This window comes from Oligoflexus sp., from assembly GCF_035638955.1.
Taxonomy (GTDB): domain Bacteria; phylum Bdellovibrionota_B; class Oligoflexia; order Oligoflexales; family Oligoflexaceae; genus Oligoflexus.
This window is the reverse complement of the sequence record NZ_DASQYZ010000083.1, coordinates 18,341-40,266: the sequence shown is the minus strand read 5'-3', so window position 1 is coordinate 40,266 and position 21,926 is coordinate 18,341. Positions and strand designations below refer to the sequence as shown.

General features: G+C 53.2%; 16 protein-coding genes. 6 read left to right on the top strand and 10 right to left on the bottom strand.

Annotated features, from left to right (window positions below):
* Positions 1-54: 54 nt before the first annotated feature.
* Positions 55-852 (bottom strand): ImmA/IrrE family metallo-endopeptidase, encoded by a 798-nt coding sequence (locus VE954_RS07960; RefSeq protein WP_324951439.1) that lies wholly within the window; start codon positions 850-852, stop codon positions 55-57.
* A gap of 180 nt (positions 853-1,032) precedes the next feature.
* On the opposite strand from VE954_RS07960, the gene VE954_RS07955 reads away from it, so the two are divergent.
* The 6 genes from VE954_RS07955 to VE954_RS07930 all read left to right on the top strand — a co-directional run bounded on the left by VE954_RS07955 (position 1,033) and on the right by VE954_RS07930 (position 7,291).
* Positions 1,033-1,362, top strand: coding sequence for a PilZ domain-containing protein (locus VE954_RS07955; protein ID WP_324951437.1), 330 nt, complete (start codon positions 1,033-1,035; stop codon positions 1,360-1,362).
* 198 nt (positions 1,363-1,560) lie between these two features.
* On the top strand, positions 1,561-1,848 hold the full coding sequence (locus VE954_RS07950) for a hypothetical protein (protein WP_324951669.1): 288 nt from the start codon (positions 1,561-1,563) through the stop codon (positions 1,846-1,848).
* 112 nt (positions 1,849-1,960) lie between these two features.
* Positions 1,961-3,076 (top strand): hypothetical protein, encoded by a 1,116-nt coding sequence (locus VE954_RS07945; protein WP_324951435.1) that lies wholly within the window; start codon positions 1,961-1,963, stop codon positions 3,074-3,076.
* A gap of 12 nt (positions 3,077-3,088) precedes the next feature.
* Positions 3,089-3,814, top strand: coding sequence for an ABC transporter ATP-binding protein (locus tag VE954_RS07940; RefSeq protein ID WP_324951433.1), 726 nt, complete (start codon positions 3,089-3,091; stop codon positions 3,812-3,814).
* On the top strand, positions 3,811-5,553 hold the full coding sequence (locus tag VE954_RS07935; protein ID WP_324951431.1) for an ABC transporter ATP-binding protein: 1,743 nt from the start codon (positions 3,811-3,813) through the stop codon (positions 5,551-5,553). Before VE954_RS07940 ends, VE954_RS07935 begins: the two co-directional genes overlap by 4 nt.
* Positions 5,525-7,291 carry an ABC transporter ATP-binding protein gene (locus VE954_RS07930; protein ID WP_324951429.1) on the top strand — a complete coding sequence of 589 codons (1,767 nt, stop codon included), beginning with the start codon at positions 5,525-5,527 and terminating at the stop codon, positions 7,289-7,291. Before VE954_RS07935 ends, VE954_RS07930 begins: the two co-directional genes overlap by 29 nt.
* Before the next feature lie 45 nt (positions 7,292-7,336).
* On the opposite strand, the gene VE954_RS07925 is transcribed toward VE954_RS07930, so the two are convergent.
* From VE954_RS07925 to VE954_RS07885, 9 genes are all read right to left on the bottom strand, one after another.
* Positions 7,337-9,328, bottom strand: coding sequence for a carboxy terminal-processing peptidase (locus tag VE954_RS07925; protein WP_324951426.1), 1,992 nt, complete (start codon positions 9,326-9,328; stop codon positions 7,337-7,339).
* A gap of 361 nt (positions 9,329-9,689) precedes the next feature.
* Positions 9,690-10,628: a hypothetical protein gene (locus VE954_RS07920; RefSeq protein ID WP_324951424.1), complete on the bottom strand. Its 939-nt coding sequence runs from the start codon at positions 10,626-10,628 to the stop codon at positions 9,690-9,692.
* 169 nt (positions 10,629-10,797) lie between these two features.
* Positions 10,798-12,243, bottom strand: a complete 1,446-nt coding sequence (locus tag VE954_RS07915; RefSeq protein ID WP_324951422.1) for an MlaD family protein — start codon at positions 12,241-12,243, stop codon at positions 10,798-10,800.
* Between the two features lie 164 nt (positions 12,244-12,407).
* A complete protein-coding gene (locus tag VE954_RS07910) occupies positions 12,408-13,157 on the bottom strand; it encodes an ABC transporter ATP-binding protein (protein WP_324951420.1) in 750 nt (249 codons plus the stop codon).
* Positions 13,154-13,963, bottom strand: a complete 810-nt coding sequence (locus tag VE954_RS07905) for an ABC transporter permease (protein WP_324951418.1) — start codon at positions 13,961-13,963, stop codon at positions 13,154-13,156. The genes VE954_RS07910 and VE954_RS07905 overlap by 4 nt, the downstream gene beginning before the upstream one ends.
* 101 nt (positions 13,964-14,064) lie before the next feature.
* Complete coding sequence (locus VE954_RS07900; protein WP_324951416.1) at positions 14,065-15,189, bottom strand: ArsA family ATPase; 1,125 nt, start codon at positions 15,187-15,189, stop codon at positions 14,065-14,067.
* Positions 15,186-16,115 carry an ArsA family ATPase gene (locus tag VE954_RS07895; protein ID WP_324951414.1) on the bottom strand — a complete coding sequence of 310 codons (930 nt, stop codon included), beginning with the start codon at positions 16,113-16,115 and terminating at the stop codon, positions 15,186-15,188. Before VE954_RS07895 ends, VE954_RS07900 begins: the two co-directional genes overlap by 4 nt.
* Positions 16,116-16,165: 50 nt before the next feature.
* Positions 16,166-16,351, bottom strand: coding sequence for a twin-arginine translocase TatA/TatE family subunit (locus VE954_RS07890; protein WP_324951412.1), 186 nt, complete (start codon positions 16,349-16,351; stop codon positions 16,166-16,168).
* A 107-nt stretch (positions 16,352-16,458) separates the two neighbouring features.
* Complete coding sequence (locus VE954_RS07885) at positions 16,459-21,882, bottom strand: protein kinase domain-containing protein (protein WP_324951410.1); 5,424 nt, start codon at positions 21,880-21,882, stop codon at positions 16,459-16,461.
* Between the last annotated feature and the right edge of the window lie 44 nt (positions 21,883-21,926).

Genomic DNA, 21,926 nt, shown 5'->3' with positions numbered 1-21,926 from the left:
TTATAGGCGAGACTCAGTCGTAATGTCAGCAAAAAAGCTCGGATTGGTGGGATTTTAAGGATCAACCGATTTATCGATTTTTCGTGCGATGGCGCGGAGTCGACTGAGTCCTTCGCTGGATTTCGGCGTCGCTGGTTTCGCGGCCGATTCCTCTTCGCGCCGATAGTGGGAAGCCGCCACCGATTTCTGCGCTTTTTCCAGACTGCTTTGCTGGGGCTTCGGTGTAGGCTTTGGTGCGGGCTTCGCCGCGGGCTCCGCTGCTGGCGTCTGTGCAGCTTCAGTCTGAGTCGCGACGAGCTCAAGCTGGGCAAGACGCTGCTCCATCAATTCCGGACGAACGTTAAAAAACGCGGCCGTGTCACGAGCGGTTCCCAGGGTTGCATAAGCTTTCTTTACCATTCCACGCGGCATCAAGAGGGCATTTGCAAAAGCATCCGCTTGCAACTCTTCAGGTGTGCCTGATGGCTTTTTGAGAAAACGACCAAGCGCGCCGCTGCGCTCCCGCACTTCATGTGTTTTCAGTTCACCCTTGGCCATAAGCGGCTGGATTTCACACAGGAAATGCCCGAAGAGGTGCGCCAAGGTAAAGTTCACTTCACCGGGATCACGAAGACTGGGTGAAAGGATCAGTGATGCATGCCAGGCCCCACGGTGATCAGCTGCAAAGAGTCGCGCAGCATCCCCGATATCATCCCGTGATAATTCCAATCCGGCATTGATCAATAAGGGTTCCACCCGTAGGCGTGGACTATAGATCTGCTTATCCGCGAAATATTTTCGAACCAAACACGCCAGAGTTTCCAGATCGCCGCTGTTGACCATATGAAGAATCTCTGGGAATAAGGCGAGCATGATCATCTTCCTTCGCTTGTTTATTTTATTGTACCAGACTTCAAAAATTCCCGATTTCCACCACCCTGCAATGCTCGCTGTAACAGCATGAAATTAAAAAATGAATTGGCTTTTTTCAAGTTCCTTGCGTGGTCGCCGATAGTGTATTTAAGTCACCGCTTACACATGGGGGAAAGCTATATGGGGGATCCGGCATTGGATGAACAGAGGCGATCGCCTCGTCGCGTACTCACGAAACTACTCCCGGGACCCTTGCTCGATCATGAGCAAAAGATCCTTCACTGTCGTCCCATTGACCTTTCCCAGGACGGCTTGTCGATCCTCACGGAGGTCCAGCTGAGCATCGGTGCGCAGCTGACCTTGAAAACCCACAATCAGATAGTGGCCCTTGAGGTCATGTGGCAAAGACCGGATTTTGGCAAGCAGGGTCTGACTCGTTACGGACTCCGCTCCATCGATCCGACGTTCGATCTTGAACAAATGTTTCGTTCCGCAGGCTGCCTCAAGTGAAACAGTTGCGGCTCATGCCGCACACCACTCTCTGATCACCCACCTCTGACCACCTCACTCCAGAAAATTCCACAGGTCGATCAATGCACATCGTGAAAAAGAATTTTTTTTCTTCGATAAAGATTGAAATGCGAATTATTTTTCGGTAACACTATACCTAGCACAGTCAAGCGATAGCTCAACTCTTAGGAGAGAACCTTGGAAGAGAACATGAACGCCGAAGAAGGCCAACAAGAAGCGAAGACCACCAAGAAGAAACGTTCCGGCAAGAAGAAAAAAGCTGGCAAGAAAAAAGCCGCTAAGAAGACCGTAACGAAGAAGAAGTCTGGCAAGAAGAAGGCAGCTAAAAAGGCTACCAAGAAAAAGGCCGCTGGAAAAGCGACCAAGAAGAAAGCCGGAAAGAAAAAAGCAGCCGGAAAGAAAAAAGTAGCTAAAAAAGCTACCAAGAAAAAAGCTGCAAAGAAGAAAGCCAGAAAGAAGAAGTAATCTTTCCTGGATTTCAGTCGTCTGAGCGGTCTACGCGGCCGTTCTTGCGAAACAGCGCGGGTTAGGGAGCTATTTTGCCCTCTATTCCGCGTTTTGCTTTTGGGGGCCTCAAGTGCCTAAATGGCAGAGAATTCTGAGTCTTATCGTCCAGCACAATAAACAAAGCTTCACCCGTATCCGCTATGACTGGGGCCGTGAACTGGTTGTGATCGCCAGTACAGGAATTCTCCTCGGGCTTTTCTACTATATGTTCCATGACTTTCTTCAGGATAAACTGCAGGGTCTCCCCACCAGCCTACGCGAAATGATTGCGATAAGGCTGCGGGCGGCTGTGATGCTGGGCCTTGGACTTTGGGTCGGCGGCCGTCTGTCCAATCTCTTTCGTGACGAGCCTAGTTGGGCGAATTTTGCTCAAAGATCCGGGGAAGACCCGTGGGTGGTCAACGCCTTTCGCCTGGGCCAGGCTTTGATCCTGATCCTTGTGAGCTACGGAATTTTCTGGCGCTTTTTCGCCCCGAGTCTGGCGCTGCAATGCGGAAGTCTGGCTTTGGCCGGCTTAACCTTTGCCATCATGCGGACGAAAAAGGAAGGCCAGGGGACCCAGAGTTTGAAGCCCATCCTTCGCGATGTCGAGGAAAGTCGCTCGCGCACACTCCGGAGCTGGCGCTGGTTTCAAATCGTTCAAAGAAATCGCCTCTGCCGCCTCTGTCTCGGGATGAGTCTGGTTCTGCAGCTTTTGATTGGGGTGATGCATGGCTTCGGCTGGCCGCTCTTCCTGACCGTTCTCGCCACCATGCTGGCCAGTGCGTTGCTGTCCTGGTCCGTAGCCTTTCAACTGGAAGAGGATATGCGCGCGGTCTGGTTTGAACGGCAACTCGGTTGTTCCCATGAAGAGTTCGTGAAAGTTTACCAGGAAATTTGCTGGATGCTCGGCCTTGGCCTTGCAGCGCTTTCGCTCGTAACCGCTCTGATCACCGGCGTTCCCGGCCGCGCTCCCCTCTCGGAGTGGCTTAAACTCCTGCCCATAGCAGCGCTCTTTCCCATCATCACGCCGGCCGTCATGTTTCAGGTGGCGCCGGAGCGTCCCTTGCTGCAGATTCTGATCACGGGTTTGATTGGGCTGTTTTTGGGAACCGCGATTTACGCCCACTACCTTTCCGTCTTCCTGGTCCCCATCGCCATCACTTATGCCAAAAATTATCAGAAAGATAATTTTTATCGTTCGTAGGGAGAACCCCGCATGCTGACACTTGAGATCGCCTCCCTGAGCAAAACCTTTGCCCAGAGCCAGTTCCGTCTGGGTCCCATGAATCTCCAGATGCACGAAGGCGACAGCCTTGCACTCTTTGGTAAAAACGGAGCCGGCAAGTCCACTCTCTTTCACCTGATCACCGGTCACCTGCGGCCTGACGAGGGTCGTATTCAGGTCTTTGGTGAAACCATGAAGGTCGATGCCTTTGCTTTGAAAAGACGAATGGGATATCTGCCGCAGAATCTGGATCTGCCGCGGTGGGTGAGTGGCTTCGACATCATCACCTATGCCATGAAATTGCATGGCATGCAGCCGCTGGCGGCGACACGTGACCGTATTCTCGAATACTGGGATTGCACGAGCTTCGCGCATAAACCACTCGCCGCCTGTTCCTATGGAATGCAAAAACGTATTGCCCTGGCTTTGGCGTCGATGCATAAGCCGGATCTTCTGATTCTTGACGAACCGTTTTCCGGCCTCGATCTCTTTCATATTCGGGCGTTGGAAAATCTTTTGGAAGAACGCCGCGGTCGACAGCTGACGATTGTCAGCACGCATGTGGCGGCTTATGCCGCCAAGCTGAGCAACAGAGCCGCGACGATGCGTGAGGGTCAGGTGGCGGAACTCCAGCGCTGGCCTGAGGCAGACTTTATGGCTCGCATTCGTCTCATGGAGGAGCAGTTTTTTGTTCCAGGATCTGAGGTCAGGACATGATCAGTGTCAGCCTTCGACGCTTCACTCGACTCTTCGCCGTTGAACTTTGGCCCTGGTACCTGGGTGGAACGATTTTCCTGGCTATCACCAACATCATCTCTCTGGAAATTCCCCAGCTGGCCAAAGAAGTCGTCAATGCCTTGCAAAATCAGTTAGGCAGCGATGATGGGCACCTGACGCGGGTGGCTTTGGCCATCATCGGCCTCGGCTTGACTCAGATTATTGTGCGCAGCTTTTCCCGCATTCTCATCTTCTGGCCCGGGCGCAAGCTGGAAGCCACGTCCAAGTCCTATCTCTTTGCCCGAGCCCTTCAGCTACCCCAAACTTTTTATGATCGCTTTGGAATGGGTGATCTGATCTCGCGCCTATCGAATGACCTGGGTCAGCTCCGGATCTTTTATGCCTTCGCGGTCCTGCAAGTCCTGAACCTCATATTCATTTCCGTCTTCACTCTCTACAAAATGCTGAGCGTTCATCCGCAGCTGACTATGGTTGCGCTGTCGCCCATTCTGGTTATGCTGGTCATTACCCGCTACGTGATGCCGCAGCTGCAGAAGTTTACCAAGAAAAACCAGGAGGCCATCGGCACCCTCACCAATCGCGTAATGGAAAGTTTTACCAACATTCATGTCATCCAATCCAATGCCGCGGAGCGCAGCTTTCACCGCCTGATTGAGGCGGAAAACCAAAAGGTTTTTGACTCCGATATGAAGGTGCTACTGCTGCGGACTCTATTTTTTCCCTTGATCAGCAGCATGACAGGACTGGCTCAACTGATTGTGCTGTTTCTGGGCGGCAGGCTGGTGGTTCGTGGTGAATTATCCGTGGGGGATATTCTTGCCTTTAACATTTACCTCTCGTATATGGCCTTTCCATTAACCTCGATCGGCATCATTATTTCCATCTATCAACGCTCGAAAACCGCTCTGGAACGACTCGAACCCTTGTTTGTGGAACCTCAGGAAGGACCTGCGGAAGCCCGCGCGAAAGCCAGCACGGATGAGCCTATCCTGTCGCTTCACAACCTGAGTTTTCAGTATCCAGACACCGCACAGACGGTCCTCAAGGGCATAACCCTGAAGGTCAAGTCCGGTGAGATGGTCGGCATCTGTGGACCGGTGGGTTCAGGAAAAAGTACGCTCTTTCAACTCCTCACCCGCATTTATAATCCCCCCGACGGGACCGTTTTTTATCGAGGCGTGGATATCAATCAACTGCCGCCGGAACAGCTGCGCACCGAAATTGGTTTCGGCCTGCAAAGGGTGCATCTTTTTTCGGCGAGCATCCGCGAGAATCTCGGCTTCGGCATGGAACCCAAACCTACGGAGGCACAGCTCGATGCCGCCGCACGCTCAGCGCAGATTGATCGGGAAATCGCCTCGTTTGTGGAAGGCTGGGAGACGCAGATCGGGGAAAAGGGCATTCGCCTTTCCGGTGGTCAGAAGCAGCGTCTGGCCTTGGCTCGTCTGTTTCTGCGTCATGCGCCGGTCCTGCTGCTCGATGACGTTCTCTCGGCGGTCGATAATATTACCGAGGCGCGCCTGATTACGGAATTGCGTAAGCGGGCCAGCACCATGTTGATCTGTTCGCACCGCAGCTCCGTGCTCCATCTCTGTGATCGAGTGCTTCTGCTCAAAGACGGCCAATTGCTCGATGAAGGCAGCTTCCAGGATCTCATGCGCCGTCACCCTGAGCTTCAAGAGGAAATTCATGACGAACCCAGCCCTGAATCAGTTTAAAAACCTCGGCTCGGATTTTAAACAGTTGAAAAAACTTTGGCCCTTCCTGTCCCAACAGAAGGGTACAATCCTGGTCGCCTGCTTTTTGATTCCGGTGATATCACTGCTCCAGATGGCCATCCCCTTTATTCTGAAACGAACCGTGGATCAGGGCGTGTTGGCCGGCAATCTGGATGCCATCACCTGGGGTGCCCTCACCTACCTGGCTGTTGTCCTCGTTGAGTACGCAACCCGCGCCAGCCAAACCATCTTGACGTCACGCGCCGTTTTTCGAATGGTTCGCTCGATGCGCATGAGCCTGATCGAACACATCATGCGACTCTCCGCACGCTTTCATGACCGCACCATGAGTGGGGCACTTGTCACCCGGGCTACAAGCGACTTCGATAATCTGAACGAATCGCTGAATCAGGGTGTATTGAGTTCAGTGGTGGATCTTGCCGTGCTTGTGGGCGCTCTGGTGGGACTTTTTCTGTTGGATTGGAAACTGGCCTCGGTCACTCTGATCATTTTGCCGATTACAGTGATGATTATTGTCCTCTTCTCCCGTGCCCTCAAACACTCGATGCTGCTCGCCCGCGTGAAAATCGCCGCGTTGAATGCTTTCACCCAGGAATGCCTCTATGGAAGCGGCACGATCAAGCTTTTGAATGCCCACAAGGACAGCAATCAAAGGTTTCAAAAGCTGACCATTGAGTACCGCGACGCCCAAATGAAATCCGTGGTCGCGGATGCCGTGCTGTTTGCCATGCTCGACGGCGTGTCCTCGATTACGATCGGGATCGTCCTTTGGCTCGCGGTTTCAGAAATCTATGGCAGCGCCGTCCTGAGTGCTGGTGTCATGATCGCTTTCGTGCAGTATGTGCAGAACCTGTTTGATCCTTTGAAACAGTTGGGCAACAAGATCGCCATGCTGCAAGGTGCTTTTACGGCGATCGACCGGATTTTTGGAATCTTCGAAACCCGCGAATTCGTCCAAGGTGATGCTCCGGTCGCAGGATTGGAAGGCACGGTGGAATTCAAAAATGTCAGCTTTCAGTACCTGGCGGACCAAAAAACATTGCGCGATGTTTCGTTCCGTTTGCGTCAGGGTCAATCCTTGGCCATCGTGGGTGCGACAGGTTCCGGCAAATCCACGATTATCAAGCTGCTCAGCAAGCTCTATGATGGCTATGAGGGAACCATTACGGTGGATGGACTGAACCTGCATGCAATGAGTGGGCAGGAACTCAGGCGGCATATTGCCATCGTACCCCAGGATATTGTGATTTTTCAGGGCACGGTGGCGTTCAATATTGGTTTGGGGGAAGAACAAACCGATATGGAACGCATACGCTCCGCCGCCCGTTTCGTGGGTGCGGATCGCTTTATCGAACAGCTGCCTCAAGGTTATGAATTCATCGTGCGGGAAGGGGGCGATAACCTATCCCAAGGGCAAAGACAGCTGCTGGCCTTTGCCCGCGCGATTGCCAAGAATCCTCGTATCATGATTCTGGATGAAGCGACGTCGTCGGTGGATCCAGCCTCTGAGGCTCTGATTCAACAGGCCATCGAGCGGATTTTTACTGGACGCACATTGATAGTGATCGCACACCGTCTTTCCACCATTCGGAAGTGTAACCAGATCATGGTTCTGGAGCAGGGTGAGGTGATGGAAGTGGGATCTCATGATGAGCTGTTGGCCAGGCGCGGACGCTACCATGAACTGCATCAGAAAATGGCACGCGGAGCGGAATGAAAAACGGGGACTTTCGTCCCCGTTCCAAGTGTTCATCGTTGATTGTTATTTCTTTTCAGGCTTGGGCGGGTTCTTGTTATCACTCACCGACTTGTCGCCTTTGCCAGCGGGCTTGGTCGTCTGCGCTGCAATCATGGCAGGCAAGGCCGGTTGACCTTCCAGCTTTTGCTTGCGAAGCAGCTGCACATAGTCCGCGGCCACACGCAGAGTTTCTTGCAAATAAACGTCATCCTTGAGTGAGAACTCGGTGGACTCGTTCAGCAGTTCCTCTTCCTTGGCCTCTTTCTTGTCTTTCTTGTCGTCCTCTTTTTTCTCTTTCAGCGAGACGCGGGAACGTTCTTCCTTGTTCTTTCTGAACTTCTCGATCTCGTCCTTGACCTTCTTGAACTCGCCATCGGTGGCCATCCGCGTATCCGAACGACGCTTCAGCTCAGGAACAAAAGGTTTCGTCAGATTGAATTTGGAATACTTGGCCGTTTTGATCTCTTCGTAAGGCAGAGCGTAGTCATAATACTTTTCGCCGATTTCCAGCTCATCCACGATACTCGGCAGAACCAGGTCCGAATTCACACCCTTCAGCTGGGTGGAAGCACCCGAGGCGCGATAGAACTGATTCACAGTAACCTTCACCGCACCGAGCTTTTGAGCCAGATCGTTCAGGTTCTGCACGGTGCCTTTGCCAAACGTATGCGAGTCGCCCACGATCAGACCGCGGCCATAATCCTGGATGGCGCCCGCAAAGATTTCCGAGGCGGATGCCGAATGACGGTTGATCATGACCACCAGCGGACCTTCGTACCAGGTGCTTTCATCAGGATCGTAATAGGTTTCCGTTTCGCCGTTCGAAGCTTTCACCTGCACGACTGGACCGGCGCCAAAGAAGAGACCGGCTGTGCTGATCGATTCATCCAGACCACCGCCGCCGTTGCTGCGCAAGTCGAGGATCACAGCATCCACACCTTTATCCTTCAAAGCCTTGAGCTGTTCCTTGGTATCATTGGACGAGGAACGATAGTTTTTCAGACGTTTTTGTCGGCCTTCAAAGTCGATATAGAAGGACGGCAGCGTAATCACGCCCACTTTCAGATGTTTGGTCTTGCCGCCTTCTCTGGTATCCACTCCCACCACATGGGAGGACGCCTGCTGCTCGACCAACTGGATCTTTTCGCGAACAATCGGCACGACTACCTTTTTCGAGGTATTCGATTCTTCCCGCAGAACAGTCAGCTTGACGACGGTACCGCGAGCCCCGCGAATTTTCTTGACCACTTCCTGAAGATCCATATCGATCACGTCCGTGGCTTCGCCATTTTCCTGACCGACGGCAATGATCTTATCGTTGACCTTCAGCATGCCGCTTTTTTCAGCGGCCCCGCCTTTCACAAGGTTGGCTACGATGGTAAAGCCATCTTCACTTCGCAGACTGGCGCCGATCCCTTCCAGCGACAGGCGGGTGCGGATGCGGAAGTCTTCCAAATCTTCGGCAGGCATATAACTGGAGTGGGGATCCAGCGCCGCGGAGAAGGCATTGAGGAACACCCCATAAACCTTGTCCTTGGTCAAATCGTTATGCCGCCTAACCAGGAGCTCGTAGCGTTTTTTCAGCTTTTCGCGAGCTTTTTCGACCGTATCAACGCTCATCTTCAAGTTCAAAAGCTGGAACTTGATCTGCTTGCGCCAGCGCTCGTTGACCTCTTCCACGGTCTTGGGATAGGCCATGTTCTTACGGTCCACATTTAAGTATTCATCGATGGTGAAATCATGCTTTTCGTCGATCACCCGATTCACGAACTGACTGCGCTCGTTGAATCTCTGGGTATACTTATTCATGATTTCATCGATCACCGAGCAGTTCATGTCGCGACCGATGAGATCATCGAGACGGTTGGCGTATTTGCCGGTGAAGTCATCAAAATCAGACTGATAGAAATACATTTTCCCTGGATCCCACGACTTCAGGAAATTGTCGAGAGTCCGGCGGGAAATATCATCTGTGAAGGAGTTGTAAGAAAAGTGCATCTTGAAGTACAAAAGCACGAGCTGCCTCACCTCTGAACACGTCAGGGCAGATGCAGGCCCTGAGCTACAGAGCAGCAAGACGGCCAACAGTGAATACCGCAGATACCGCCCAACTCTGTTCGCTTGTAATAGCATTCCGTCAACCTCCCAAGAAATCCCCCAGGTCCCCGCCAGCGAAACCTATTCCACCAGTATAGCAAACCGCTCATTTTTCGTATGGATCATTTTTACACAGCGAACGGGCCATCGGCAGAGACTGCCCAGGGTATAGCTCTTTTCTTTGTAACAGGAGTCCAGGGATTAGGGTATGGGAAAGTGTAGAGGAAAACGGTGAGAATGGCTTAAGAGAAGCCGGACGGGAAGCCCCGTCCGGTGTTGATCACCAGGCTGTTTCCACTGCGGATTTTGCACGTTTTTTGCGGGCTTTCGGCAGCGTCGTTGAAACCTGACTCACAGCCAGATTCCAGACATCGGTCACGTCACGGGTTTCCTCTTGAACAGGGGCCTGGGCTACAACAGTTGCCAGTCCTGTGACAGACGAAAACTCTTCGGCCGCACCAGCGTCGTCGCGGTAAAGTTTTTCCTCTTCGACTTCGTACATCTTATAGGCTGAACGACGGCGGAGCAGCACGACCAGGAAACCAGAGACCAGCATGAGGCCCAAGGCCGAGCCGGAATAAATCAGATCTTTATAGCGCTTGGGTGCAGTCCCGTTCAATTCCGTGGAGAGCATGGCATTCCAAGCCTGGTTCATGGCGTCTTCATTGTTCTGAAAGGCGTCAGCCAGATCCGTATAGGTCAGGAGCGCTGAGTTTTTGGAGCCCGAAAGAAAGATATGCATCTGACTCATCGGAAAACCGTTCAACTGAAACGCAGTATAAAGCAGAATGCCATCGGCTTTTTGTCGATAATCGATGAAACGGTGTTCAAGCACTTGAAAGTCCCTAACCCCAGCAGCTTGACCGAAATCCTTTTCCAGCTTGGTGCGCAGGGTCAGGGCTTCGGTTTCGTCGATCGGTCGCGCTTCATGGATAACAGCTAAGGTGATATTCCGATTATAAATCGGCTTGCTGTAGTCTTTGATTTTCTCCTGTTTAGGAACAGGCTGAAGCACGAGGGTTTTGCCCATGTGATTGGGTTGAATCTGCCAACCTGTGGGTGGCGTCAGACTCACACCGATATCAGGTGCCATCCAGGGGCGACCTTCAGCAATTTTAGGGAGTTCAGCAGCACTGAGAGCGACGGCTGTAAGCAGGATCAGCGTCGCCAACACGGTCTCAAAGGCAGTTTTCTGTAAAAGGCGGACTAAAGGCTTCATCGACTTCCACTCCACAGCAACAGGATCCAACAACAGCAAGGCCCAGGAGGTCTGGGATGGCTGCAAAATGGCATATCAGCGGATATATGTCAAGAGATGTTATGACAAAAAGGCGCCATAAACCGAGGCTCGGTCGACGGGCTCGCTAACGAATTGATTTTAATGAGAATTAACTACCACTGCCGGCAATAGCCGCCATCCCAAAGAGGGCCTTCAGGTCCTGATCATTAAAAGTAAGACCCGCCCCAAAGAAGTAGTTGGCCTGGGGATCGATCTTGGTCGTGCCCGCTTTGAAGCGCGTGGGGTCATCAATCCCGGCCATGGCCATCAGGTGATCAAAGAAGAGGACGCTGACGTAAGCCTTGATATGAGCCGTCTGTCGAACTGTCTCATTTTTCTTAGCAAAATCATAGACTTCCGTTGAAATCCGGAAGCGATCTTTCCATAGATACACGTCAGCGGCGGCACCACCCGTGGTTTCGAAGAGTCCCAATCGCGCGCCAATCCATTTCCAGCGTTTCGCCATCTGCAGATTGAAGCGCAGCGCCTTGTCATCCTTGATGCTTTCCCGCGTCCGCGTATTGGTGGGGCCAAGACCATCATCGATCGTCTCGGTGCGGGTTTCGACGACCCGCTCTGAATAATCGGTAAAGCCGATCAAATAATAGGAATCAGGTCGCGTGGTGAACCGCAGATTGAAATAGGTCTGACTGGTATCATCACGTCGCATTTCAGTATGGGTGTCCACAGAAACCTGCAGCTTGGTCACAGGAGCCAGAACCTGCCGTAGGTCTTTCAAAGCGCCTTCGATTTCTTCCAGCGCGGTATCATCGTTCACCAGACGGCCAATGGTACCCTGGCCTTTGTCGATTTTTTCCGAGATCTGTTTGATATTGGTCGTGGCAACCTTGACTTCTTCCATCGATTCATCGAAATTCGCCAGAATGCGATCGATTTTGGCCCGATTTTCCGGGTCGGTGATCTCTTTCAACGAGGCGGACACCTCGCGGATATTGGAAACCATGGCCCGCACATCTTCGCGATTTTCAGCGAACAAAGCCTTGGCATTGGCCGTCAGCTCTTCGATGTTATCGACGATATTGCTGATCTTTTGCTCGCCTTTTTTATCCCCCAGCACGGACGCCAGGTTTTCCGTCACTTTCTTCACATCGGCGGCAATGGAGCCCACGAGTTTGACGACTTCAGCGATATCCGCGGAGTCGGGTGAACGCGGAATAAAGCCATCATCGGGCAGTTTTTCCCCTGAGGCGTTTTCCGGGCGGACGACATCGATATACTTGTCACCCAAGAAACCAACCGTACGAACGGCAATCTGGGATCCAGCCGGAATCGGCACTTCCTCCAGGACTTCCAGTTCAACCCGGGTGGCGGTTTCGCTCAATTTGATGCGCATCACACGGCCGATATTCACGCCGTTGGTTTTCACGTGCGTGTTTTCCAAGATACCGGAGGCGTCTTTAAGGATCGTATAGTAGGTGACTTTGGTTTTGCGGTCGAAGAGTTCGGGGCTCACAAAGAAAATGGCCACTGCGGTCGCGGATAGGCCTAGCAACGTAAACAGGCCAACTTTAAATTCCGTTCCCATCCGGCTCATGAACTCTGAACTCCTTCTGTTTCCATTCAGGCAAACAGCTTATCGGCTACTGGGATTGTAACTTAACGAATCGCAAGGCCCTTCGTCCAATGAATAAACCACAAATTTCACGCTTTCTGTCCGCTGATCTGTGCGTTTGCAAGCACAGCTGTGCAGACCAAGACTCAGAAAAACTCCATAGGTCCGTCGACTTTTCCGGCAAAAAACTGCCGAATCACGGGATCCTTGGAATTTCGAAAAGCGTCCGGTGACCCGGCCAGCTGCACACGCCCCTTGTACAGCATCACGCAGTTATCGGCGATGTCCAGCGCCGCTTTCAAATCATGAGAGATGACCACAGAGGTCAGCTCAGGATTCTGTTTGGATACTTCCATGATCAGACTGTCGATCATTTCCGAGACCAAAGGATCCATCCCGGTCGTCGGTTCATCATAAAGAATAATCTTGGGCCGATGGACCAACGCCCGAGCCAGGCCAACTCGTTTTTTCTCGCCGGTGGAAAGCGTATCGGGAAACTTGTTTTGAATCCCGGGCAAACCCACCTGTTCCAAAACTTCCTCGGCCCGATCCTGCATCTCTTTGAGCTTCATCTTGGTATGTTCCCGCAGGGGAAACATCACATTTTCGCCCACCGAAAGGCTGTCGAACAGGGCTGCCTGCTGGAACAGCATTCCGAACTTTTTTCGATAATGCAGGAGCTCTTCCTCATCAAACTCAGTAATATCATCGCCGTCGACCACCACCCGGCCCGTGGTCGGCTTCAAAAGCCCCATGATGTGCTTGATCGTCACCGATTTGCCTTCTCCCGACTTCCCCAGGATCAGAGTGATTTTTCCCTTGGGAATATGCAAATCCAGCTCATCGAGCACGCGAAAGGAGCCAAAAATTTTTGTAACCTGTTGGAAGTCAATCATTTCCAGACGATCTGTAAATAGGTGATTACGAAGTCCACGCTTAAGAGAGTCAGCAGCATCATCACGACGGAATTGGTCGTCGCCTTGCCCACGCCCTTGGCACCACCTGAGGCTTCGAGCCCGTAACGGCAGGCCAGCAAGGAAATAATCCCGCCAAAGACAAAGGCCTTTTCGAGCCCACTCCAAACGTCACGCCAGGTGACGATTCTCGCCATTTTATCGAAAAAAACGCCCTGATCGATGTCAAAGATATTGAGGGCGATCATGAGCGAAGCGATCTGTCCTGTCAGGTTGAAGAGGGCCACCAGCAGGGGCAGCATCAAAAAACTGGCCACCATCCGCGGCACAACCAGATAGCTGATGGGGTCCACCGCCATGGCTTCCATGGCGTCGATCTGCTCATTCACTTTCATGGTACTGATTTCAGCGGTGATGGCAGCGCCTGCACGACCGGCGATCAGAAAGCCGGCCATGAGCGGACTTAATTCCCGGGCCAAAGCCTTGGCATTAGCGGCACCCAGCATACTCTGCGCCCCGAAGAGGACAAAGATGGTGCCCACCTGGAGGCTGACGGCGGCTCCGATGAAAAAACCGCAGAGCAGTATGATAAAAGTGGATTCGTAGCCAATGAACTGCATCTGCTGCAGGATGAGTCTAAGGCGGAAGGGTCGGCTGAAGAGCTCACGAAAGGCGCGGCCCACAAAGACCAGAAATTCCCCCAGCCCTTCGATCAACCCCGTGACCACGTGACCAATCCCGGTGATGGATTGAATCATGAGATTACTGAGTGAGCGTGGAACGGCCATGGACAAGGATCTCCGACGTTAAGCCCACGAGGGACCTGAGCTTAGTTTATCAAGTCCAGAAAAGGTAGCGAATACCGCCAAGTTTTTGACCGGCCCTGGTGTCAGCCCTGGTATTGACGGGCTTTCAGCAGAGCATCAGTAAACTGCCACAAACTCTCTTCACTGTGAATCATCTGCCTTTGTTCTTCCAGCAGTAAAAGAGGGACGGACTTGCCGAAAAGTTGCTGCGCCTGGGCCGCAAGTTTTCCCGCCTGGGTCGCCGCATACCGATGGCGCCGGCTGATGACTTCAAAGCCGGGGCGGATTTCGGTCCAATGGCGATCACTCTGGTTCCAGGCCTCGGCCGCTTCCTGCAAGGCAAAAGGCAGGTTACGATTCATGATGACAGTCAGCAGCGGATACTGATTGGTCTTCAATTCCTGCAGCAGATAAGCCGCGGAACGAACCGCATTATCCGTCGGAGCGGACACCAGCACGAAGCCCGTTGAGTTTCGTTTCAGCGCCACGGAGACTTCACGCCCCACTCGATTGAAGCCGACGATGACCTCTTCCATGAGCACCAAAAATTCGGCCAGCAGCTTCAGCATCTTCATGCCGGTGATCGACGAGATCCCTGCCATCACCTTGCCACCCGCCTTAAATATAGCGCCAGCGCCGAGCTTTTGTGCCAGGTGGAAGGGTTTGATCATCCAGCTCATGACGCCATTTTCAATAAAGCCATGCAAAATATTGGGACGGGCCAGGAAATCCAAGGCATGCGTATCGGGCGGTGTATCGAGGACGATCAAGTCATAGCGTCCCTGGCTCAGCATGGTCTCCAGTTTGGCCAATGCCATATACTCAAGAGGCCCCCCCAGGTTGGTCGAGACTTCCTTATAAATCGAATTATTAAAAATTCGGTCAGCAGCCTTGGTCGAGGGCGCAAAGCGTCGCACCATATCATCAAAGACTGCTTTTTGATCGAGCATCGCCGCTTCCACATGACCTGGAACCTGACGCTGCAGCCGTACGGGGGAGAGTTCACTCCCCAGGGGAATGCCCAGGGCATCGGCCAGTCGCTTGGCTGGATCGATACTCAGAAGCCCGACGCGCAGCCCAAGTTTGGCGCCGAGCAAGGCTAGCGCGATACTGGTCGTCGTCTTGCCCACACCGCCTGATCCCACCGTGACCAGAATGCGCGATTTTCTTAACCAGGATTCAAGACCTTCTTGATCGACTGTTGTCATACGCGCACCGCCGCCTGCATCCAGGCCAAGAGTTCATCTTTAGGGACAGGTTCGGAAAAGGCGCCGAATTCAGGAAATTGATACACCGGCAAGTCTTTGTTAAATTTGCTTCGGAATTCCGCCAGACCATCCTGAAGGCGCGTGATCGCTGCCTGTTCACTCGCGGCACGCTCGCGCCAGTACTCAAGCCCAGGCACGAGGTTGGCAGGATAAGCTTCGGGATTCAGGTTGCCCGGCAGGGGTGGAAAGCTGCGATTGAGCATCACACCCGCCAGCTGCGCCGGAGTTTCAGCCTGCAGTTTGCCGACAAAATCGAGCGCTTCACTAACCACCAGATCCTCGGCGACGGCCACCAGCACGACCGCTGTTTTCTGCGGATCGGCGATGAAGTCCCGGACGCGTTTCGTTTCCTCGATCACCGGGCCCATCATGCCCGAATGCATCACCGCATCCGGAGTTTTCATCAGACTGTGGAAATGTCCGGAGGCAAAACCATCCAGAATCACCAGATCGAAGCGGTCTTCGACATCGAGCTCGGAAAAATAATAGAGCCGGCCGAGCAGAGTCAGCTCGGCAATGCCGGGCATCATCTGAATAAACGATCGCACCATCGGCCTGGTGAAGACTTTTTGGAACAGGGTCGCGAAACCGAGATGCTTGATCACGAAATCGCGGAAATTATCCTGGGGATTGAGATTGATGACATAAATGCCGGGCCTTAATTCGCGGAGGTTATGACCAATTGGCTCAGAACCAAAGAGCGGTGCCAGCTGATCATGTGCACTGGACTCGACAAGGCAGACGCGTTTGCCCATGGCGCTCGCCTTCTGGGCTAGAGCAAAACTGGTGAGGGTTTTTCCAATCCCACCCTTGCCTGTTACCATCACAAGTCGCTTGTTCAACAGCTCAGAAAACAGATCCTGCAAGAGCACCCCCTCAGACAAGATGAACCCGGCAACATAGACGAGGGTCGATTTCAGCTTTTTGTGTCGTCTTTCTTATTCTCGTCGGGCAGACGTGCCGTATCATCCTTCACGCCTCTTTTAAAATTCTTAATACTTTCTCCGATGGCTCCGCCGAGTTTTGGCAATTTGGTCGTGCCGAACAGCAAAACGATCACAGCAGCGATAATGCTAATTTCCAACCAACCCATTCCCATCATTCCCAATCTCCTTTGTCTACTCGGTCTTTTGCCTACACCGTCTTTTGCCTACACCGTCATAACCAGCTGGTTATCATATGCTGAGCCTTTTTCAAAGAACAGTCAATTTATCCTGCTCGATCCAGGCCGGATTGCGAAGCCGCAGGTTGCCCGTTCCAGGCTGCAGCCACAAAATACCTCGGCATGTGGGCATCGATCAAATTTTGTTTCAAATATTCGCGGAAGGTCCATCGCTTCTGCTCCCAGTTCATGGCATCAAAATTCTGTTCCTTCAGACCCGCAAGGTTCAAGCGATCCAGTTTGCTGGAGTCATGAGCCAGAATGTAGACACCTTTCTGCATCGTGCTTCCATGCACTTTCCAGTAGCGGAGATAGCGGCCGTTACTCAAATGAATGACCACCTGGTTCTGGGGTGTGACTTCATTGGAGGCACCCAGGATCATGGGACGGGCCGAACCGAAGTGTCCACTCCAGACTTCACCCTTCTGCCGATGGATAATGCTGAAGGATAGGTTAATGCTCTCTAAATTCTGGATGCCTTGATAGGAATGGAATTGGCGCTCCACCGCCTCCTGCACATCCCCTTCGCTGATCTGGTCACGGCCCACACCCGAGAAGAGGGTTCGCAGAACGAGCATCTCATGCCAAAGCACCGACGCCAAGGGCGCACGCAGGTCTTCCGGCCCATTGAGACGGCAATAAACAATCAGGTAGCTTTGCTCACTCATGTTGATGCCCAGATACCAGACCGATTCCCTTGCACTGCGCAGATGGCCTTCCGTCCAGACATGCAGCCAAGGACAGGATTCGAGATGGTAGCTGCCTGGGCCGTAACTTAAGAGTGGCAGTCCACCATGAGCGGCCTCCCCACCCAAATACGCACGCAGCCAAATGCCCATCTGGGCTCCAAAGGTATCGAGCAACTGCCGAAGAAGCGTGGAATCTTCATCCTGCAAACGACTGCGTTCTAAAAATAAAACACCCAGACCACGGTTGGCGTAACGGATGGGGACCATCGTATTCATGCTGCGTTGGGCCAGCCTGTCGCCGACCATCTCGCTCGGCCGCGGGCGATCGCCTGCCATCGGCAGGCGATCGCCGGCTACCGGCAAGGGTTCGGGATGGGATAGGACCAGGGTGCTCTCCACATCTTCGGCCACATCATTGTCAGGCATCGGGGACTGTTCCTGCTGGGCAAAGAGCACCGGGCGACGTTCCACAATGGACTGCATGTGGCCTTGCATCCACGGAGCATCACCGACGGGAATGGTCAAAGACGAACGCAGATTCAGGTAGGGTCCAAGATAGGCAATCATTTGCTGCAGGCGATCACTGGGGGGGCGACCCAGGGCATCGAATGCGGCCACATCGTTGGCTGTGATCAGGTGCAATTCTGCAAACACCAAACGATCATTCAAAAGGTCGTAGATTTTATTCTTCGCTTCAACAAGACCCATGATATCCGGTTTCAGTTGCGGCAGCAGCAGCATGTGCTGACGCAGAAGCGGATCAATCGCTTCCATGGTGACGCCCGGCTCCAGTCGGCTGTGACCGGTCAGATCATCGGCAGTCAGATGACCCAGATCATGCGCCGTTTTACGGGCCATGGCCACGACCAGATCCAGGCCGAGTTTTTGGGCCTGCTCGGCAGCTTTCTGCACGTAATCCACGCGGACCACGGCCCGCTCCTGGAAGAGGTGCCGGCCAAACCAAAGTTCGGTCAGCAATTCCACCAGGGGCTGCTGCATGATTTTGGAACGCTTCAAAGCAATATCAAACAGGGCCTTGATATCCTTGCCGCCCATGACTTCCTGCAGGCGTGCCACGGTCAGGATGGGAATGGCCCGACGCTTCTGCCGAGGCTCTTCCGCGAGCTTCATCAGGCGGATCAGGGTGGGCTGCACCGAAGACGTCATCAGCAGTTCCTCGCCATACTCGAAGGCGAAAACTTCATGGAACAGCGTCACGTAGAGCAGAACAAAATCGATTTCAAAGGGCAGCAGCAGAGGATTATTCAAATCATCATGGAACAGGAGCATGGCTTCATAGTAGGCGCTGCGGGCCTTGTCTTTTTCCCCGGCGGCAAAGCTCACTATGCTTTCTGTGATACGCATGAACGTATCCGCGCGACGATTGGTGGCCTTGCTGCGTTTTTCAATGAAACTGCGATAGCTCACAATCAGATCACGCTGACCGGAGAGGAGCAGCCAGAAAAGATACATGGCCACAGCGCGTGGCGTCAGCCAATGCCGGATGGTCAGCATGCCCGGCAGGCCTTGAATCATGCGCGTCAGGTCCTTGCCCTGCGCCTGGGTCAAGGCGAGGAAGATCCGACTGATTTTTTCCTGCATCGCCGGCAGCAGGAAGTCGGGACTTTCCAGGCCCTTTTGCATCCGCTCCAGGTTGCCACGCGGATCCTCGAATTTGCCCTGGTACTGATCGATGATGAGCGTTTGAATGAACGACAGATAACCGATCACGGCTTCCCAACGCTGATCATGGGCTCTTTCATGAATGATATCGAGGAGGCGATAGGCCCGTTCTTTGAAGCCTATGAAGCCCAGGATCAAGGCATGATCGCACAGCAAACGCAGCGCCAGATCCTCAGGAACAGGGACCTTCTGACAACGGGCCAGCAGCGCCGTGTGATAGACCAGTCCGAGACGTTTGTCATAGTTAAAGCCCGCAGACTGTCCAATAAAATACAAAAGAAAAGGATGGAACGTCTGCTGATCATGGCGGGTCGTCACCGGTTCCGCCTGCCGAAGGATTTGCAGGGGCAGACTGTAGGACAGCGGCATAGCCACGGATTTGAACATGACCCAGGCAGCTTTCAGATAGCTCAGAGCATTGAGGCGTATGACGGGAAACTTCAAAGCCTGAAAGGCCTGAACCAATTCGCGCAGGGTGGAAGCCACGTGACCGCTGACCAGACTGAGGTGCAGGAGCTTATAGGTGGCATAGGAATATTCCATCTGATTCAGCCGGAGCTGCTTCAGTTCCTTATAAATTTGCGCCGCTTCCGCATAATCGCGCTGAGCAAACAGGATATCAGCCAGGCTATGCAGGATGGTTTTTTGAGCCTGAACCGTCGCTGTGGATTCATCGTGCCAGTGCAGGACCAGCGCCCGCGCATTCGCGTAATAGCGCTGCGCCGTCAGCAGAGCCTTGACTTCGATAGCTTTGGCTCCGGCGCGCATATTATAGACCAGAGCCTTCTCCACCATCTTTTGATCCGACGCTATATCAGTCGGCAGAGCCTGATAGAAATGATGAGCCAGAGTAAAGATGGTCTGGGCCCGCCCTTCGCTTGGACTTTGCTCCAGACGCAAAGCCACTAAACGGTGCAGCTCACGGCGTCGCTGCAGGGGAATGGTGTCAAGGATCATTTCCCGGATGCTGCGATGAGTGAAGGCAAAGGCGCGGTTTTTAGTGCCTGTGATCGGATCCTGGCTGCGCATCACAAGGCCCGTGAGCAGGGAAAACTGGAGGGCGCGCATGACCGCTGTGTCATTAAACTGAGATTGGACCCGCAGGGCATCCGCGGTGAAATGCATCCCGACAATGGCCGCCACCTCCAGCACCCGGCGGTCATTGGCATCCATTTCATTCAAACGATTCAAGGTCAAATCGATGGAGTTGGACTGAATTTCTGCGTTCTCAATCTCATCGAGATTGAAACGCCAGTAACCCTGATCATCAAGGCTCAGCAGCTCCTGGGTCACGAGACTTCGGTGCACTTCCAGGAGATATAGGGGATTGCCGCCGGTCTTCTTTTGCAGAAAACTCAGGAATTCGGGATCCATGCTCTGCTGAAGATTGAGAATGGAGCGGTTGAGGCGAGCCACGCCGTCTTCATTGAGTGTGCTCACTTCGATTTCTGCGTAACGGCGCCTCAGCTTACTGAATTTGGCTAAAAAACCTTGAAAGTTGGCGCCTTCATCTTCACCCAAAGGCCGATGGCCGATGATGACGAAGAATCGCTGGGAATTATTATGACTGAAGAAGCGGTCGATCAGTTCGAGACTCTTATCATCAACCCACTGCATGTCGTCAAAGAAGAAAGCGACCGGCTCGGAGTCACTCGCCAGACAGCGCGTAAAATCAGAGAACGCCTTGGCAAAATCATTGAAGTCGAATTCGCGTTCCTGCTCCAGGCCATTGCGAACATTTTCATCTTCCTTTTCTTCATCCAGATAAGGCTTAAGCCCCTGAACGATCTGCGCCACGAGCGGCGCAGTGGGACCCAGCAGCGTCCGTACCTTACGCTTGATTTCCTCGGCTTCGACGGCCTGGGTTTTATACACGTGAATCAAATATTCGTTGAAACCGTTGGCCAGCGCGTTGAAGGGCAGGTTGTTCTCGTGACGTGAAAAACTGGTGCTGATATAGCGAATGCGATGGCGAGCCAAATAAGCCCGGAACTCCTTGAGGAGTCGGGTTTTGCCCGTACCAGCAGGACCGCGGATGACGGCCAGGCGGCTCCGGCTGTTTTCCTTGGCTATGGCGTTGTAATTGCTGACCAGGGTTTCAAATTCCTCCTGGCGGCCGACCATTTCCATGTTGCTGGGCAGAATGTTCAGACGATCATACCGCCCCAAAAGAAAGCGCTGATACGTCCGTCCCGAGGCCAAAATCTTACGGACGCGCTGCAGATCCACATGCAGACCGAATGCGGTTTGATAACGATCCCGAGGATGCTTGGCAACGAGCTTCATGACGATGTCATTGACGATACCAGGGATGTCGGGACGCAACGCTGTCAAGGGTTCCGGGGAAGCATGGGCATGATCACGGGCCAGCTTTTCACGCGTGTTACCGAGGAAAGGTGGACGACCGGCCAGGACTTCATAGAGCATACAGCCCAGCGAATAAAGGTCCGCGCGATGATCGATGGGCGCGTCCAGGTATTTGCTGTTCTCGGGTGCCATATAGAGCGGTGTACCCGCGATATCCAAAAGACTGTCATCATTGGAGTAAAGATCAAGTTCTGTCAGATGAGCAATCCCAAAGTCCAGGACCTTGACGAGCAGACTCTCATCGCTGTCCGTCGTGCGTTCAATGATGATATTCTGCGGTTTGATATCGCGGTGAATGATGTTCTTGGCGTGCGTGTACTCAAGCGCCGATGATACCTGCATCCCAAGCTGAAAAAAGAATTCCAGCCCCTTTCGGCCACCCTTGGTGAGGGATTCTTTCAGGTTGTGACCCTGGGCCACCTCCATCACGATGTAATAACCGCTGATGACGGACTTGCCCGAGGAGCGATCGGGTTGGTAAAGTCCCAATTCGTGAAAGGCAATGATGTTCGGATGGCGAAGGCGGCTCATCAAGGCGGCTTCCCGCTGGAAGCGCAGAACATCCTCGTAATCGAGGCTGTCACGCTCGATCACTTTAATGGCCACCTGCTGCGAGGGGTCAGCAAAAGGAATGGCACTATAGACGCGACCCATCCCGCCCCCACCGATTTCCCCGGTGATGCAGTAACGATCGGCGATATTTGTACCTACCCAAAGACTATGCCGGCTCACAGATTTATCCTTATATTTGCCGAAACGACCTAAAAACCTCCCCG